General features: G+C 41.9%; 12 protein-coding genes. 11 read left to right on the forward strand and 1 reads right to left on the reverse strand.

Features of this window, described 5'->3' with window-relative positions:
- Window positions 1-6: 6 nt before the first annotated feature.
- The 11 genes from RSX31_RS18025 to RSX31_RS18075 all read left to right on the forward strand — a co-directional run bounded on the left by RSX31_RS18025 (window position 7) and on the right by RSX31_RS18075 (window position 16,727).
- Window positions 7-918, forward strand: a complete 912-nt coding sequence (locus tag RSX31_RS18025; RefSeq protein ID WP_315635530.1) for an ROK family protein — start codon at window positions 7-9, stop codon at window positions 916-918.
- Complete coding sequence (locus RSX31_RS18030; protein WP_315635532.1) at window positions 911-1,540, forward strand: YesL family protein; 630 nt, start codon at window positions 911-913, stop codon at window positions 1,538-1,540. The genes RSX31_RS18025 and RSX31_RS18030 overlap by 8 nt, the downstream gene beginning before the upstream one ends.
- On the forward strand, window positions 1,537-4,233 hold the full coding sequence (locus RSX31_RS18035) for an alpha-mannosidase (RefSeq protein ID WP_315635534.1): 2,697 nt from the start codon (window positions 1,537-1,539) through the stop codon (window positions 4,231-4,233). Before RSX31_RS18030 ends, RSX31_RS18035 begins: the two co-directional genes overlap by 4 nt.
- A 5-nt stretch (window positions 4,234-4,238) precedes the next feature.
- A complete protein-coding gene (locus tag RSX31_RS18040) occupies window positions 4,239-5,546 on the forward strand; it encodes a glycoside hydrolase family 125 protein (RefSeq protein ID WP_315635536.1) in 1,308 nt (435 codons plus the stop codon).
- A 24-nt stretch (window positions 5,547-5,570) separates the two neighbouring features.
- Entirely contained in the window at window positions 5,571-8,720 is a 3,150-nt protein-coding gene (locus RSX31_RS18045; protein WP_315635538.1) for an alpha-mannosidase, read from the forward strand.
- Between the two features lie 133 nt (window positions 8,721-8,853).
- Window positions 8,854-10,623 (forward strand): sensor histidine kinase, encoded by a 1,770-nt coding sequence (locus RSX31_RS18050; RefSeq protein ID WP_315635540.1) that lies wholly within the window; start codon window positions 8,854-8,856, stop codon window positions 10,621-10,623.
- 3 nt (window positions 10,624-10,626) lie between these two features.
- Window positions 10,627-12,114, forward strand: a complete 1,488-nt coding sequence (locus RSX31_RS18055; protein WP_148970458.1) for a response regulator transcription factor — start codon at window positions 10,627-10,629, stop codon at window positions 12,112-12,114.
- A 165-nt stretch (window positions 12,115-12,279) separates the two neighbouring features.
- A complete protein-coding gene (locus RSX31_RS18060; RefSeq protein ID WP_148970459.1) occupies window positions 12,280-13,218 on the forward strand; it encodes an ABC transporter permease in 939 nt (312 codons plus the stop codon).
- Window positions 13,219-13,361: 143 nt separating this feature from the next.
- Complete coding sequence (locus RSX31_RS18065) at window positions 13,362-14,216, forward strand: carbohydrate ABC transporter permease (RefSeq protein WP_262372656.1); 855 nt, start codon at window positions 13,362-13,364, stop codon at window positions 14,214-14,216.
- Window positions 14,217-14,286: 70 nt separating this feature from the next.
- A complete protein-coding gene (locus tag RSX31_RS18070) occupies window positions 14,287-15,741 on the forward strand; it encodes an extracellular solute-binding protein (protein WP_397548108.1) in 1,455 nt (484 codons plus the stop codon).
- 113 nt (window positions 15,742-15,854) lie between these two features.
- Window positions 15,855-16,727, forward strand: coding sequence for an ROK family protein (locus RSX31_RS18075; RefSeq protein WP_315635545.1), 873 nt, complete (start codon window positions 15,855-15,857; stop codon window positions 16,725-16,727).
- Window positions 16,728-16,967: 240 nt separating this feature from the next.
- Here the strand turns inward: RSX31_RS18075 and RSX31_RS18080 are convergent, their stop codons facing one another.
- Entirely contained in the window at window positions 16,968-17,711 is a 744-nt protein-coding gene (locus RSX31_RS18080; protein WP_148970463.1) for a MurR/RpiR family transcriptional regulator, read from the reverse strand.
- Between the last annotated feature and the right edge of the window lie 37 nt (window positions 17,712-17,748).

Here is a 17,748-nt window from a genome sequence, read left to right on the forward strand (position 1 = left end):
TGAGATATGGAGTTTCTATTAACCATTGATATAGGCGGCACCTATATTAAGCTTGCGCTGATTTCCATAAGAGGTCAGTTAGTTGAGAAAGAAGAAGTTTCAACCCCTCAATCAATCGATGAATTTAGTGACGTGATCGATGAGTATTATAAGCGCATGAACAAGAATTATTCCTTGATTGGCATAACCATTAGCAGTCCGGGAAGTGTGACGGATACAGGGCATGTCTTAGGTTATAGTGCGGTGCCATTTGTTCATGAGCATAATCTCAAGCAGTTGCTCGGTAAGAGATATTGTTTGCCGGTGGCCATGGAGAATGATGCCAATTGTGCTGCCCTTTCAGAGCTTTGGAAAGGGGCGGCAAGAGAATGTGAAACGTTCGCCTGTATCGTATGTGGTACGGGAATAGGTGGGGCTCTTATCATTAACAAGAAACTCTTCAAGGGAGCCAATCTTCATGGAGGCGAATTTGGATACTCGATTTTAGCAAGTGACATTCATGAAAATGTTTATGAGACATGGAGTGAGCTGGGTTCGTCCTCAGCCATTTCAAGAAGGCTGGAGCATCAAGCCCCTTATGACGATGGATGGACAGGGCCCATGGTATTTGAACAAGCCGGGAAGAACCATGAAGGAGCTCAGAAATCATTAGATTCCTTTTTTTATACTCTGGCGATCGGAATCTTCAACATCCAGTACATATTGGATCCTGAGAAGATTTTGGTAGGGGGAGGAATTACTAGACAGCCTGATTTTTTAGAGGAGCTGGAATCCAGAATGGACAAGATATTGGATGCAAAGCCTATTGCTAAAGTACGGCCTTCCATCTCTTTGTGTCACTATCTGGATGAAGCACAATTAGTGGGGGCTGCTTATGTGTGGTTGGAAGAATACAGAAAGGGGGATCTTCATGTTTAGTCGTTTGGGTGATTTGTTTACAGATGCGAGCCTATGGATTTGGAAGACGATTCAACTCAATCTTTCTTGGTTATTACACATTGTAATGGGTGGTGTTGTATTGGGAATCTTCCCCGCAACCGTTTCTTTATTTGCAATTACTAGAAAGTGGTTACAAGGTGGCCGGGATGAACCTTTCTTTAGTGAATACCATCACTATTACAAAAAGAATTTTTGGAAGGTTAACGGTCTGGGCTGGATCTATTCAAGTGTTGGTCTATTCTTATGGATCGATCTTTATCTTGTGACCCAACTAAAGGGTATCATTGCTTTATTCAGCACGGTGCTCATTTTATTCATACTCATCCTGTATGTATTTTCATTTCTATATTTATTCCCCTATTACGTTCATTTTGACCAGTCTTTTAAGCGTTATCTGTACCAGCCATTTATCATAACGATCATCAGCTTCAAACAGAATCTTATCCTCACCATCGGCTTAACGATGGTAGGTTACCTGATTTATCAAATGCCTGGGTTAATTCCCTTTGCCTTGGGTGTCATGCCAGCCTATTGGGTGATGAAAGTATCGATGAATCGCTATAAACAATTACAAGTCGAAATGATTGGAGGAGAGTCATGATGGAGAACAAAACCGCTCATATTATTTCCCATTCTCATTGGGATCGGGAATGGTATATGTCACTGGAAGAACACCGTTATTACTTAGTAAAGCTGTTTGATGATTTGTTAGAGCAATTGGCACAAGATCCGGGTTTCCACAGTTTTCACCTGGATGGACAAACGATTATGGTTGATGACTACTTGCAGGTCCGTCCTGATAAAGAAGAAGAAGTCAAACGATATATTCGTGAAGGGCGTTTGATCATCGGTCCATGGTATATCTTGCAAGATGCATTTCTTACAAGTTCTGAAGCAAATGTAAGGAATTTGCTTTATGGGATGAAAGATACGAAGAAACTTGGTCAAGAAGCTACGCTGGGGTATTTTCCTGATACGTTCGGCATTTACGGACAGGCACCGCAATTATTACAACAAGCCCATATAGATGTTGCAGCCTTCGGAAGAGGGGTGACACCGACAGGGTTTAATAATCAGGTTCATCACGGTGATGAATTCTCTTCCCCTTATTCGGAAATGAAGTGGGAGGCTCCGGATGGCTCGAATGTATTAGGGATTTTATTCGCCAATTGGTATTCCAATGGAAATGAAATTCCAACCGGTAAAGCGGAGGCTGAAGCTTTTTGGGAAAAGAAACTTGCAGATGCTGAGAAGTTTGCTTCAACTTCCCAATTACTATTTATGAATGGTTGTGACCATCAACCTCTGCAAAAGGATATTGTAAAAGCCATTGGGACGGCCAATGAGCTAATTCCGAACGTCACATTCAAGCACTCAAGTTTCAAAGAATATATAGATGAGGTGAAAAAAGAACTGCCGGATGAGCTTCAAACCATTCGTGGAGAACTCAGGAACCAAAAAACGGATGGATGGTCGACACTAGTGAACACAGCTTCTGCGAGAATCTATTTAAAGCAGGCGAACGACCGCTGTCAGACTCTATTGGAAAGAATATTGGAGCCGATGGGGCTTTTGGTAGAAGATAAAAGACTTCACCGTGATTTTGCGGAATTTTATTGGAAGATGCTTATGGAGAATCATCCGCATGACAGTATTTGTGGATGCAGTGTAGATGGCGTTCATCGGGAAATGGAGACGCGTTTCGAGAAGGTTGAGAAAGGGGCTTTGAGATATGTTACGGAGCAAGAGCGTGAGATCGCATCCGATATCTCCACGACACATCATAACCCTGAAGCGATTCCACTTATCCTGTTTTACACGGATGGAAAACCTTCTACTCAAGTCATTCGAGAAAAAGTAATGGTTCAGAAAATCTATTTTGATGAATTGGATTTTCGTCAGATTCCGGGTAAGTTAAAGAGCAGCCCACTCCCTTCTTTTGTATTAGAGAGAGGGGATGGTACGACGTTACCTGTTCATGTGAAAGAAAAGGGCATCTCATTCGGTTACGATCTCCCGGGAGATGGATTCAGAAAACCTTATTATGCGAAGGAAATAGAAATAACATTTGCAATAGAATCCCCTATTCATATTGGCTATGAAACTTGTTATTTAGTGCCTGGGGAAAATACGCCTTATGAGGAGAACCTTATTTGGCACCAATCAGAACAAAAGCTTGAAAACGAGCATATCTGCGTGACCGTTCATGAGAATGGATCCTATTCAATCTTGGACAAACAAACGGGCTATCATTATGAAAGTCTTGGTATGTATGAAGACATGGGGGATATCGGAAACGAGTATATGTTCAAAGCAAGTAGTGACGGTATCGTCTTCACGACGAAGCAGCAAACCTCTACCGTGAACCTTGTAGAAAATAACCCGTTTCGTGCATCCATTGAGATTGAGTCCAAGATTTCTGTCCCGAAGCAAGCGGATGAACAATTGGAATTAGAGCGGCAGGACCTGGTCTGGCACCCTGAGCGTAAAGCGGCGCGACATGAGGAAGAAGTGTTGCTAACCTTTAAAACCCTGCTCATCCTCGAAAAGGGTTCTAAAGGGCTGAAAGTCGAAGTGACAATAGACAATCAAGCAAAAGACCATCGCTTGCGTGCGTTGTTTCCTGTTGGAAACGGGAATCTGTATCACTTTGCCGATAGTGTGTTTGAAGTGGTAAAGCGTCCAAACCAACCGGAAAGCCAGTGGATCAATCCGACGTTCGATCACCATATGCAAAGGTTTGTCAGCCTCAATGACCATGAGAAGGGGTTGACGATTGCCGGGAAGGGTCTTCATGAATATGAAATCTTGGACGGAAAATCCATTGCGGTCACACTGCTCCGATCCGTTGGGGAGCTTGGGGACTGGGGGGTGTTTGAAACACCGGAAGCACAGTGCCTTGGTCTAAATAAAGCAGAATTCATGTTGATCCCCCATCGAGGAAATGTCATTGATTCACGTGCTTTCAATGAAGCCTATCACTATCCGTTGAATCCGACTGTTGTGCAAGTAGAACAAGGTGAAGGAAGAAATGAAAAGACTAGCAATCTACTCAAATGGTCGGGTGATGCTTTAGCCTTGACTGCATGCAAGCCTGCGGAAGAAGGAATAGGGATTATTGTTAGGTGGTTTAACCCTACGGATGAACCACAGGAACTGAGTGTAGAAGGAGATGAAGTCTATCTTTCTACGATTCTAGAAGAAAAGAAAGAATGTCTGGGACACGGATACGTGGAGAGGACCATCCGCCCTAAAGAAATTATCACTGTTTTAATTCAAACTGACGAGGAGTGAATATCATGAGTGGAAAAGTAGTACCAGCGTCTTTTCAAACGATTATGAATAAAGTGAAGTCGGCCTATAGCCATGATCCGGAAGTCTATGAATTATTCGAAAATTGCTTCTTGAATACGTACCAAACAACTTTGAAAAAGGATGAGGATGGAACCTTTGTGATAACAGGGGACATCCCGGCCATGTGGCTAAGGGATTCGTCTGCTCAGGTTCGTCCGTATTTGATTCTCGCGAAAGAAGATGCGGAGATTGCCGCTATGCTGAAGGGGGTCATCGAACGCCAATGGAAGTACATCCTTCTGGATCCTTATGCGAATGCCTTCAACCAAACACCTGACAATCAAGGACATCAGGCTGACCGTACGGAGATGACCCCTTGGATCTGGGAGCGTAAATATGAAGTGGACTCCCTGTGCTATCCGATTCAATTGACATACCTTTATTGGAAGGCGACAGGTGATGAGAGCGTATTGAATGACCAGCTAAAGGAAGTGCTGACGGTCATCCATGATGTATGGAAAGTGGAGCAGGATCACGAGGCCGAATCTCCGTATCTCTTTGAACGGGAGAACTGCCGCGTATCGGATACTCTTCTGAGGGAGGGGAAAGGTGGAAATTCTGTGAAGACAGGTATGACTTGGTCGGGATTCCGTCCTAGTGATGACGCGTGTTTGTATGGATATCTTGTGCCTGCCAATATGTTCGCTGTTGTGGTACTGGGGTATGCGAAGGAAATGCTTGTGGAAATGAAGGAGGACCAGCTCGCAGGTCAAATGGAGCAGCTTTCTGTTGAAATCAAGAAGGGTATCGAGACATTCGCTAAAGTGAACCATCCGGTCTTCGGGGAAATCTATGCTTACGAAACCGATGGGGACGGGCAGTACAATCTGATGGATGACGCCAACGTACCAAGCCTTTTGGCCATCCCGTACCTAGGATATAAAGATCCTTATGATGAAACGTATGTAAATACCCGGAAGTTCATTCTAAGCCGCCACAACCCTTACTTCTATGAAGGGAAAAAGGCGGAAGGGATCGGAAGTCCACACACACCTGATCATTACATCTGGCACATCAGCCTGGCCATCCAGGGAATGACGGCGACTTCTCAAGAAGAAAAGGCAAAGATCCTCGAGATGTTCAAGAATACACACGCATCTACCCTTTACATGCACGAAGGATTCGATGCCGATCGTCCGGAAGAGTTCACTCGTTCTTGGTTTGCGTGGGCCAATTCCATGTTTAGTGAATTCATTCTAAGCGAAGTCGGGATCTTCGTACCTGAAAGTCCGTTGGGGCTTGCTAATCAATAAAAATTTTTTGAATGGAGGCTCCATATGTTTTATCCTGTCCAAAAGCTAGAAAACCGAGTAAACGAGTTGGATCGCCTGCGTTACCGGGATATAAGGGGCATCGACTCTTTTAATCTTTATGAGCCCCAACAAGGAAAAGAGAATACCCCCCCTGAAGGATATTCAGATCAAAAAATGAAAGTAAACGATACCTGGTCAGGAAGGGACAAATATCTTTGGTTGAATACGTTTCTTTCTATCCCGGAAGAATGGGAAGGAAAGAAGCCTGTCCTCTACCTCGATCTCGGAAGAACAGGAGGGGGGAACAACTCAGGATTCGAGTCCCTCCTCTATGTGAATGAAAAGCCGTTCCAAGGGGTCGACTCCAATCATAAAGAAGTCATCCTGCCTGCAGAGGACTTCCTCGATATTTCCATTCAGCTTTGGTCCGGCCTAGAGGGGGGCGGTCAGCCTGCTAACCAGTATTACCGGTTGAAGGAAGCCTGGTGGGGATACTTGGATGAGAAAGCGGATGAGCTGTATTTCAAATCCAAAGCGATACTGGATTCTATTAAGCAGCAAGATGAGCACGACCCTAACCGTTCCATCGTATTGACCATACTCAACCGGGCATTCCATGAGATCGACTGGTCGGACAGAGGTAGTGAGGCCTTTTATCAAAGCCTATATTCTGCCCGTTCTGTACTATTACATGAAATGGATAACCTTCCTAAGCACTCGGATATAACCATACATGCCACCGGTCATTCCCATATCGATCTTGCCTGGCTGTGGCGTACAAAACATACGAAGGAAAAGGCAAGGAGGACGTTCTACACAGTACTTAGATTGATGGAACTTTACCCTGACTACACTTTCCTGCAAAGCCAGCCTCAACTTTACGCATGGGTGAAGGAGGAAGATCCGGAATTGTTCGCAGCGATCAAAGCGAAGGTTGCGGATGGTCAGTGGGAAGTGGAGGGCTCCATGTGGGTGGAAGCCGACTGTAACATTCCATCCGGGGAATCCTTCGTACGTCAGCTTCTATACGGTAAAAGGTTTTTTGAGAAAGAGTTCAATAAGAAGACCCGGACCTTATGGCTTCCTGATGTTTTCGGCTACAGCTGGTCCCTCCCGCAAATATTAAGGAAATCTGGCATTGATACATTCATGACGACGAAGATCAGTTGGAATCAATATAACCGGATGCCCCACGATACGTTCCAGTGGAGAGGAATTGACGGTTCCGAAATCCTGACACATTTCATTACGACGCCTGAACCGGGAAGACCTGCCGACTCATGGTTCTATACGTATAACGGGCTGATCACGGCTGAAACCGTTAAAGGCATTTGGGAAAAGTACCGTGATAAAGACCTGAATAAAGAACTGCTTCTGGCATATGGATACGGAGACGGAGGCGGCGGTGTCAATCGTGAAATGATCGAAATGAAGCGCCATCTCGACACCGTTCCAAGCATGCCGTCCGTTAAGTCCGTCAATGCCCGGAACTATTTCGAGAAGCTTCATGATACAGTTGGGAAATCCGATCAGTACACCCATACGTGGGACGGGGAATTATATTTGGAATATCACAGAGGTACCTACACAAGCCATGCGAAGATGAAAGAGATGAATCGGACACTTGAATACGGGTACCGTGAAGCGGAACTCCTCTCTTCCTGGAACGGTGCTGTGAATGGATGGGATCAATATCCCCAGGCGCTCCTTGAAAAGGGGTGGAAGATGATTCTACTAAACCAATTCCACGACATCATTCCGGGTTCTTCGATTACGGAGGTATATGAGGATGCACACCAAGATTATGAAAAAGCGTCTGGAATCAAGGAAACAATTATAACCTCTCAAGAGAATCATATCTTCGATGGGGATAAACATTGGTCATTTCTACATCCCCATCAATATACATCATCGGTCCTGATCACCGTGCCTGAATCCAATGGAGTTTATGAGCTGGATGGAGTAGAGGTCGATGCCCAGACTCTGTCTAATGGTGATACCCTCGTCCTGATACCTGAAACGAAACCGTTCTCCTATCACACGATCAGTGTGGCAGAGAAGGGGGAGAAGGAAAAAAGGATGTTGAGTAACATTGACTTGAATGAAAGAAGATGGGAAACACCGTTTTATCGCATCCGATGGAATACAGATGGTCACATCACAAGTCTCTTCGATAAAAAAGAGGGACGGGAGATGATTCAGGCGGGAGCAACAGGCAATGTGCTGAAGCTCTATGAAGACAAGCCACTCGCCCACGATGCATGGGACATTGACCTTTATTATGTGGAGAAATCGACTCCTATTGATTTACTCGAGGAGTGTACTATACTTGAAAATGGACCATTAAAAACAACCGTAGCATTTACATGGAAAACCCCACAAATGGAAATTTTCCAGAGAATCCATTGTTATTCTCATACAAAACGCATCGACTTCGAGACGGATATTAATTGGTCTGCCAGACAGCAGCTTCTCAAAGTGGAGTTTCCAGTTAGCATCCGATCGACCGAAGCCATATACGATATCCAATTCGGGAATGTCAAACGCCCAACCCACTGGAACACTTCTTGGGATATGGCGAGATTCGAGTCGGTGGGTCATAAATGGGCGGCACTGACCGAACCTTATTATGGAATCAGTTTAATGAACGATAGTAAGTATGGCTACTCGATTAAAGATAATGTCCTGGGCCTTTCTTTATTAAAAGGGCCCGTATATCCAGATCCCAAGGCTGATATAGGGCATCATCACTTCGTCTATTCACTCTATCCTTTCGCTGGACAAACGTCTAAGCATGATATTGAACGGGAAGCTACTTACTTAAACGCACCGCTTCGGATCGTCCGGGGAGAAACCCAATCCGGGTTCCAGGAACCCCTACTGTCTATTTCCGGACATGGCGTCATCATCGACACGGTGAAAAAAGCGGAAGACCGTGAATCCCTGATTGTCCGTCTTCATGAAATGGAAGGTGCACGCTCATCCGTCACCATCACCAGCTCATTGCCGTTAGAGGCATGGCGGGAAATCAATCTTATGGAAGATGAAAGCATCTCGGATTTCAATGAAGTCCCAATATGTTTGACATTCAATCCTTATGAAATCAAGACGATTGAACTCATTATAAAGGGGCAGAACGCTGAGCGTCCCTATAGGACTGAACCAGGGTTATGAGCAGATCTTTCTGCCTGATAGGCTGGCCTCCATAAAGGAAGTCACCATTTTGATAGAATCGCAGGTGAAGAACAGGGAACAGGTGCGTCCAAGCTTCTGTTCCCCCTTTTACCTTACGTTAGGGGATTCATAAATGAAAGCGTTCCTATTTTTCAAACGAATAAGCAAGAGAATGTTTTATAGGGTGTTTTTAACTTATTCCCTCATCATTTTCCTTACAATGTCCACCTTGTTTGTTTTTCTATCAGAATATTATTCTGACTTTATCGTTCAACGTGAAATTGATAGACAAGAAGCGGTGATCGATGAGATCAAATCTGAAATACATGCCAAGCATCAATTCGTTAGTCAAGGTATTCGTCAGCTTTACCAAGAAGAACGGCTAATTGAAGATTTGGCTTTTGCTTTACAGCATGACTACCAAGAATATATTGGGTATCGTTTAGATAAATTCTCGAGCAGTGATTCCTTTGTTCCTTATAACTTCGATATTTATGTAAAGAACTATTTCTCCAGAGATTCAGAGTCCATCGCATTGCGTGTTCGAAATGAAAGTTTAGGAACAGAGTATATGTATTTGTTCGATCATGGTAGGTGGAATCAACATAATCAACCTAAAGAAGACAGTAGCTTCATGTTAGAAAACCAGCCCCTTCCAAAGGATAAGTATGTCGTGCCAAAGGATATGTATGTCGTGGAAGAACAAATAAACGATCCCGTTTCTATGGATCGATTGGGAAAAGTAATGGTCTATTTCAGTTATGAAAATTTAGATCGATTATTATCATTGAAAGATACCCCCTCTAAGGGAACCTTTTTTATCACAGATATGAACAAACGACTCTATTATTCTAATGGGAATGCTCCTGAACGACTTCTTAGGGACTTATCTTATAGTGCCGTTCAAAAGAAAGTGAATTTGGATGAGCGCTATTATATTCAATCCTCCATCGAGCCCACGAGTCAGCTCATGGTCACTGCCGTAATTTCAGAGAAGGAAATGGCTCAGCTCCTTACGTATAAATTAACGATTTTTTCTATTATTGTATTGTTGACGGTTTTGTCTATTGCCCTTCCTTACATCGCATTACGAGGATACTCTAAACGGGTGGATGAGATTCTTAATAAGATGAGGGAAGTACAAGAAGGAAACTTATCGGCACGAATTATAACAGCCAATGTAGATGATGATCTTACAGATATATCCCATACTATTAATGAAACATTGGATGATTTAAATGATTACATAGATAGAGTCTATCTATCCAAGCTGAAACAAAGAGAAGCTGAATTGGCGAATCTTCAAGCACAGATTAATCCTCATTTCTTATACAACACATTGGAAGCCATACGAATGAAATCATTAGCTGAGGGTGGACGAACATCTGCCAAAATGATTGTCCAATTAGCTCAGTTATTTCGATATTCCTTGAAAACAGAAGACTTGGTTACGGTTGAGAACGAAATCAACCATGCACAACAATATATTGAATTATTTAAAATCCGATTTCAAAATCAGTTAATCGACAACATTAATGTAGAAGAAAAAATCAGGGACTACTATACGCCTTCATTTATATTACAGCCCTTGATTGAAAATTTCTTATTGCATGGCTTCAGGAGAGATAGCGAAACCAACCAATTAGCGGTCACCATTTATGAGCAGAACGATATCCTTATCATAGATATTGAAGACAATGGAAGTGGCATTGAACATAAAAAGTTGGAAGATATCAAATCAAGATTGAAACAGGAAGAAGGAACTTCCGATTCAATCGGACTGGGAAATGTTCACAGGCGCATTCAATTAAAGTATGGTTCCGATTATGGGGTGGAGATACGAAGTGTACCTAATGTCAAAACTTCCGTCACGGTTAAATTACCACTAATAAGTGAGGTGTAGTAAGTGATAAGAGTTATGCTGGTAGACGATGAACCCCTTATTCTAGAAGGAATGAAGTATATACTTGATTGGGAAGACATTGGATTTACTATTGTGGCTACAGCGAAGAATGGCATGGAAGCATTAGAACTGTCCAGGGAAATTGAATTTGATGTATTAATCACTGATATTAAAATGCCTGAACTAACCGGCCTGGAGTTGATAGAGAGGATAAGCAAGGAAAAAGAATCGATTAAGTCCATTATTCTTTCAGGTTTTCAAGAGTTCGACTTGGTGAAAAAAGGTCTGAGGCTTGGTATTGAAAATTATCTATTAAAGCCCATTAATGAAGATGAGCTCTTGTCTACCATCCTTCACTTGAAAGAGAAAATAGATCGGATATCACTAGAAGAAGAGTCTATCCTTATTCTCCGCGATCACTCCATTTGGAGATGGCTGATGAGAAAAATGACGGAAAATGATTTTAAAGAAAGAATCTCGTTATACCCCATGGTCAATATTCAAACACCTCTTCGTCTAGGTTTGTTAAAAACAGAATTGGAAGATGCGATACACCTGCAGAAAACGATTGAGGAAGAAACGAGTACATTGGCGATCACTACACCTTCAGGGGACGTTCTACTCATTTGGTCTGAGGAGTCTTTTGAAGAGGAGAAAGAGGAGGTCTCCTCGATTGTTGAGCATGTATGCAACGGGAGAGAACACGTTGTTGTCTTGAGTAGAAGAGTAGATCTAATTGAAGATGCCGAGAAGGTTTACCGAGAGTTAGAAATGGCGTGTGAATTGAAGATGCTGCTGCCGGATCAAGATCATCGTATAGCAGAGGAAATGCACTTGAAATCATCAACCTCTGATAAACAGACGATTAACTACCTGAAACCGGATATTCTGGAGCAATTAGCTAATCAGGAATATGATACTGTACGCAATTATTTAAGTGAAATCTTCACTCAGCTTGAACAGGATAAAGACGTATTCGTTATAAAAAGCATCATGCTTGAGTACTTCTTTCAGATGAAAAACAAGTTTCTGATTTCCTTGGAGTATACTCAATACGTTCAATTAATCCACCAAATTCTGTACCTTCAAGGTAATGAAGACGCCCTTGCCATAATGGATCAATGCATAAGGTACATTGAACATGATGATAGTGGAGAAGAGAAGAAGAGTCCGATCATTCAAACGGTCCTTACCTATATCCATCAGAACTACTCAGAAGATATGTCCTTGAAAACACTCGGCCATCGTTTTCACATCAATCCCATCTATTTAGGACAATTATTTCAAAAGGAAGTCAAAGACTCTTTCACCAAATACCTGAACCACCTTAGAATTGACCGGGCTAAGAAACTCTTAATGAATTCACATGAGAAAGCGGGACATATCGGCAAAAAAGTAGGGTATACGGATGCTACTTATTTCTATAAGCAGTTTAAAAAATACGAACATGCAACCCCTTCCGAGTGGAGAAAACAACACTCACAAGCATGAAAAAAAGTCTCTTTGATTAAGAGGCTTTTTTTGATAGTTTCCTGAAAATAAAGGTAATTTCAATGATTGTATTTATTTTGACCAGTAAATCTAAGATATCTCAACTATTTATCATGTAAGGGTTTTCATATAATTGAATTATAGTGATCAGAAGGGAGGAGAAGCATGAGCAGAGTCAATCGATTTGTTAAAAATGTGTACGATAACCGAATATGGCTGTTAATGATTTTACCAGGGTTTATATGGCTCATCGTCATGAAATATATTCCCATGTTTGGGCAGATCATTGCATTTAAGAACTTTCGGTTTCATCCTGATGGCTTTTTTGCCAGCGTATTTCACAGTGAATGGGTGGGATTTGAAAATTTCAAGTTCTTGTTCAGTACAAATGATGCATTTGTCATAACGAGAAATACCCTACTCTATAACATCCTATTTATCATAGTCGGATTGATATTATCCGTAGCCGTAGCCATTATTTTAAGTGAAATAACGAAGCAGAAATTAGCCAAAATCTATCAGACTGGAATGTTGTTTCCTCATTTCTTATCGTGGGTGGTAGTCAGTTACTTTGTATTCGCCTTTCTTAGTGTAGACAAGGGATTATTTAATAGTGTGCTGGGCTTCTTTAATATAGAGCCCGTTTCTTGGTATAACGAACCGCAATATTGGCCTTATTTCATCACAGTAATTAGCCAGTGGAAAGGTGTAGGATTTAGCAGTATTGTGTATCTTGCTGCCATTGTCGGTATTGATAGGACGCATTATGAAGCGGCGATGATTGATGGAGCAAATAAGTGGCAGCAGATTCGTCACGTTACTATTCCTATGATCATGCCACTCATTGTGATATTAACGATACTGAATATTGGCAGCATCTTCAGCGCCGATTTCGGATTGTTCTATCAAATCCCTCGTGACTCGGGACCTCTTTATTCTGTAACGAATGTTATCGATACATACGTTTACCGGGGATTGATGACAATGGGGGATATAGGAATGAGTACAGCGGCTGGTTTATACCAAGCGACCGTTGGTTTTATATTAATTCTAATAACTAACTATATTGTGAGAAAGATTGATGAAGATAATGCCTTGTTCTAAGAAAATACCTTAGAGAGAAAGGAGAGTACTAGATGGAGACATCTACTAATGTCACGACGAGTTACCAGAAGGAAGCGGATAAGAAACTAACGAAGAAAAAAACGTATAACCCTTATGGATTTTCAGGAAAGACGAGCATCTTTATGCATCTATTGCTTGGTACCTTTGCCTTTCTATGTATCTTTCCATTTTTATATGTGATCATTATTTCGCTTAGTAATGAACAATCATTAGCGGAAAATGGTTATCAGCTTATTCCGGAACAGTGGAGTTTTGAAGCATATAAGTATTTATGGGAAATGAAAGCACAGGTAGTGAGAGCATATGGTGTAACCATTTTGGTTACAGTATTAGGTACTTTCATCAGTGTGACGGTTATTGCATTGTACGCCTATGCTATATCGAGAAAACAGTTTATATTCAGAAAGCAATTCACCTTTATCGCTTTTTTCACGATGCTATTTAGCGGAGGAATGGTTCCATTCTACATCGTGATGACACAATTTCTGGACTTGAAGAATTCGATGTGGGCCCTCATTCTTCCAATGGCTGTTAATGCTTTCTATATCATTATTATGAGAACGTTTTTCCTTAGATCCGTACCTGAAGCAATCCTTGAATCCGCCCGCATCGACGGAGCAGGAGAGTGGAGAATATTTCTAACCATTGTTCTGCCGTTATCGGTTCCGGGTATAGCAACCATTGCACTATTCAATACCCTTGCCTATTGGAACGATTGGTTTAACGCTCTCCTCTTCATTGACGATCCGAACTTGATACCATTGCAATCGCTATTAATGCGGATTGAGAACAATATGGACTTTATTAAACAGAATGCCATGCTATCAAACCAAAATAGTTCCATCTTAGAATCGATTCCACAAGATTCAGCCAGAATGGCGATGGTGGTTATTGCCACTCTTCCGATTGCTTTATCGTATCCTTTCTTTCAAAAGTACTTTATTAAAGGCCTGACTATTGGAGGAGTAAAGGATTGATCGTATTCATTGAAGGAGCGAATTCCTTTTTTGATAGAACCAAATCAATTAAACGAACTGGGGGATGGAAATGAAAAAAGTAGGGGTACTTTCACTTGTATTGGTGCTGCTTATGGGGATACTGGCAGCATGTAGCGGGAAAAGTTCAAGCGGGGAAACATCAGGTGACTCCACGGAGGATCATGTTACACTGACCTGGTATTTAATCGGAACTCCTCAAAAAGATGTTGACGATGTCATGAAAGAGGTTAACAAGTACACGAAGGAAAAGATCAACACGTCTATCGACCTTAAACTCCTTGATTGGGGAGAGTATAATGATCGGATGCAGGTTATTACAACTTCTGGAGAAGAGTATGATATTGCCTTCACAAGCTCCTGGGCCAACAATTACGCATTGAATGCAAGAAGGGGAGCATTTGTTGGATTGAATGAATTAATGGATGAATACGGGAAAGACATGAAGAAGCTAATTGATCCGGCATTCCTTGAGGGTGCTAAGATTGATGGAGAACTTTATGCAGTACCAACGAATAAAGAAGTAGGTCAGCAAGCCGTACTTTCCTTTAATAATGAACTGGTAAAAAAACATGGACTAGATATTTCAAAAGTGAACTCAATTGAAGACCTGGAGCCGCTGCTTGCTGTTATTAAAGAAAAAGAAAAGAATGTAACACCCATTGCAACATTTGATGCCTATCTTCCTTTCGACTCCATCCTTCAAGAGGAGTTACCATTTGCATTCCGTTTAGATGGAAACACTGATGAGGTTGTGAACAAATACGAAGAAGATATTACGATGGAAACGTTAAAAACGATGCATGAATACTATAAAAAAGGCTATATCCAAAAAGATGCAGCAACAAGCACAGACTCATGGCCACTGGAAACGGCTAACTGGTTCGTACGTAAAGAGATTTATCAACCATACGCAGAAGACATCTGGTCCAGATCAGCAGGATATGAAATCGTGACTAGAGAACTTCATGAACCGTATATCTTTAATAACTCAGTTACGGGCTCCATGCAAGCCATTTCAGCTACTTCTAAACATCCTGAAAGAGCCATGATGTTCTTGAATCTATTAAACTCCGACGAATATTTAAGAAATTTGCTTGATAAAGGAATCGAAGGGGTTCACTATGAAGAGAACGAAGATGGAACAATTAAAGACTTGCCTGCTCGTGTTGAAAACTATAACATGCCGAGCTTTGCTATCGGGAATCAGCTGATCCTTAAACTTTACGAAGATGACCCGGCAGACAAATGGGAGGCATTTGAAAAATTCAATGAAAGCGCAAAATCGTCTCCGGCACTTGGTTTCTATTTTGACTCTAATCCAGTTAGAACAGAAATTGCAGCAATCTCGAATGTCACTAGTGAATTCTCTCCTGCATTGTTAAAAGGTGCTGTAGATCCTGAAGAATATTTACCTGCTTTCAATAAAAAGCTAGACGAAGCCGGAATGCAAAAAGTATTGGATGAAATTCAAAAGCAATATGATGAGTGGAAGAAGGAACAATAGGAGCGCGGGAGGACAGCTCTCCTTTGTATCATTACAAGATTAGCTACCAAGGGAAATAATTTGAAGAAGGGTTCAGACAAGTGTGAACCCTTCTTTCAATTGGAGGGAGATACATGTTATATGGTGCAATAGAAGCCGGTGGAACGAAATTTGTTTGTGCCGTCGGAAATGAGAAGGGAGAAATCATAAGCAAGAAGGTCTTTCCTACTCAAGATCCTGAGACTACATTAGGTAACGTCTACTCTTATTTTTCTAATTACACTTTAACGTCGATTGGGGTAGGCTGTTTTGGGCCTATAGAATTAAATAAGAACAAGGACAGTTACGGGCAAATTTTAAATACTCCAAAACATCTGTGGAAGAATTTCAATATCCATCAAGCCCTCTCAAGTCACTTTTCTGTTCCTGTTTTTGTTGATACAGATGTGAATGCAGCTGCATTGGGGGAATTTCATTCAGGAGCTGCTCAAGAATCCGACAGTTGTTTATATATAACTGTCGGAACGGGTATTGGGGCGGGATTTGTACAAAATGGTAAAGTGTCAAAGGGATTTTTCAATACCGAAATGGGCCACATTTATGTACCAAGGCACTCGCAAGATTCTTTTGATGGCAGCTGTCACTATCATCGGGATTGCTTAGAAGGCCTGGCTTCTGGTACGGCTATACATACCCGATACGGAAAGAAAGGGGACGAGCTGGAAGAGATGCAAGCAGTTTGGGAACTTGAGGCATATTATCTTGCCCAAGCCATCGTAAACTACATCTTGATCCTCGCTCCCGAAAAAATCATATTGGGTGGGGGAGTCATGAAGCAAGCCGTTTTATACACGCTCATTCGAGAGGAAGTAGCAAAACTTCTTAATCAATATGTCGACATAGACGACTTTAAACATTATATTGTACCTCCTGAATTGAATGACAATCAGGGAGTGATGGGATCGCTGTTTTTAGCCAGGGAAGGTGTACTAAAAACATGTAAATAAATAGGGGGCGTTGCTGAAAAGACCTTAACGAATGAGCGATGTTGTTGAGGTCTTTTACATTTTATAAGCTTTTCCACGACAATAGGAATAATTGAGGTTATTGAAGCTTTCCTGTTTATTATGTATTCGAGTGCTTATTTGAATACGTATCCTTCCTTGTAAGGATTTAAACAAACGTTTGATTAATTATAGGAAACCCCTAGGCAATAGGAAGAATCCAACTAAACAATTGTTTAATGATCACTTCATCACTTTCTTCAAATAAAACTCAAAAATCAAATCAATCAAGATCACCATCGTAGAACGGGGAGTCAGATCATACCCCGCAAACTGTACTTTTTGTACATCGGCGCTAATGGCGTTCCTGGTGAGTTTGGCCAGCGTGCTGTCTGCCGAATTGGTGATTGCCAGGGAGTCGGCATTCTTATAACGGATCTTCTCGGCTGCCCCGACAATGGTTTTCGTCTCTCCACTGGATGAGATGAAGACGATGAGATCGTCCTGCTGAACCATATTGGGGAGCAGGTCGATGATATGTGATTCATATACGTAAGACGTTGGCTTGTTTACCTGCATAAACAGCTTGCTAAAATATTCCCCCGCCATCTTCGTCAAGCCCACGGCGACAATCATCACTCGATTCGATTGTAAAAGCTGTTGGCTGATTTTTTCTAACTCTTCCACTCGTAAAGACTCCAGTGTTCGATTCGTATCCTGACGATAACGATCGAGCATGTTTTCTGCCGGTCCCACGTTTTCATCGATGTTCTTTAGGTTAAACTTGAATTCAGAAAAGCCCCCGAGCCCAAGCTTATGGCACATGCGAATAATCGTAGTGGTGCTGACGCTATTGCTTTCGGCCATGGCGGTCAGCGATTGATTCTTCGCGGTCTCCAAATTCTCCTCCACATAATAAAGAACATGTTTTTCCGCGTATGTAAGCTCCCCGATATGGGAAGAAAATCGATCCAATACTTTCCCCATAGAATACTCCTTTGTAAACCGTTTCATTGTTTATCAT

It is taken from the genome of Rossellomorea yichunensis (assembly GCF_032337515.1).
In the GTDB taxonomy this organism is placed as follows: Bacteria; Bacillota; Bacilli; order Bacillales; family Bacillaceae_B; genus Rossellomorea; species Rossellomorea yichunensis.

Coding starts and splice junctions, on each gene's coding strand:
- RSX31_RS18025 (WP_315635530.1), top strand. CDS start 7: ATGGAGTTTCTATTAACCATTGATATAGGCGGCACCTATATTAAGCTT.
- RSX31_RS18030 (WP_315635532.1), top strand. CDS start 911: ATGTTTAGTCGTTTGGGTGATTTGTTTACAGATGCGAGCCTATGGATT.
- RSX31_RS18035 (WP_315635534.1), top strand. CDS start 1,537: ATGATGGAGAACAAAACCGCTCATATTATTTCCCATTCTCATTGGGAT.
- RSX31_RS18040 (WP_315635536.1), top strand. CDS start 4,239: ATGAGTGGAAAAGTAGTACCAGCGTCTTTTCAAACGATTATGAATAAA.
- RSX31_RS18045 (WP_315635538.1), top strand. CDS start 5,571: ATGTTTTATCCTGTCCAAAAGCTAGAAAACCGAGTAAACGAGTTGGAT.
- RSX31_RS18050 (WP_315635540.1), top strand. CDS start 8,854: ATGAAAGCGTTCCTATTTTTCAAACGAATAAGCAAGAGAATGTTTTAT.
- RSX31_RS18060 (WP_148970459.1), top strand. CDS start 12,280: ATGAGCAGAGTCAATCGATTTGTTAAAAATGTGTACGATAACCGAATA.
- RSX31_RS18065 (WP_262372656.1), top strand. CDS start 13,362: ATGCATCTATTGCTTGGTACCTTTGCCTTTCTATGTATCTTTCCATTT.
- RSX31_RS18070 (WP_397548108.1), top strand. CDS start 14,287: ATGAAAAAAGTAGGGGTACTTTCACTTGTATTGGTGCTGCTTATGGGG.
- RSX31_RS18075 (WP_315635545.1), top strand. CDS start 15,855: ATGTTATATGGTGCAATAGAAGCCGGTGGAACGAAATTTGTTTGTGCC.
- RSX31_RS18080 (WP_148970463.1), bottom strand. CDS start 17,711: ATGGGGAAAGTATTGGATCGATTTTCTTCCCATATCGGGGAGCTTACA.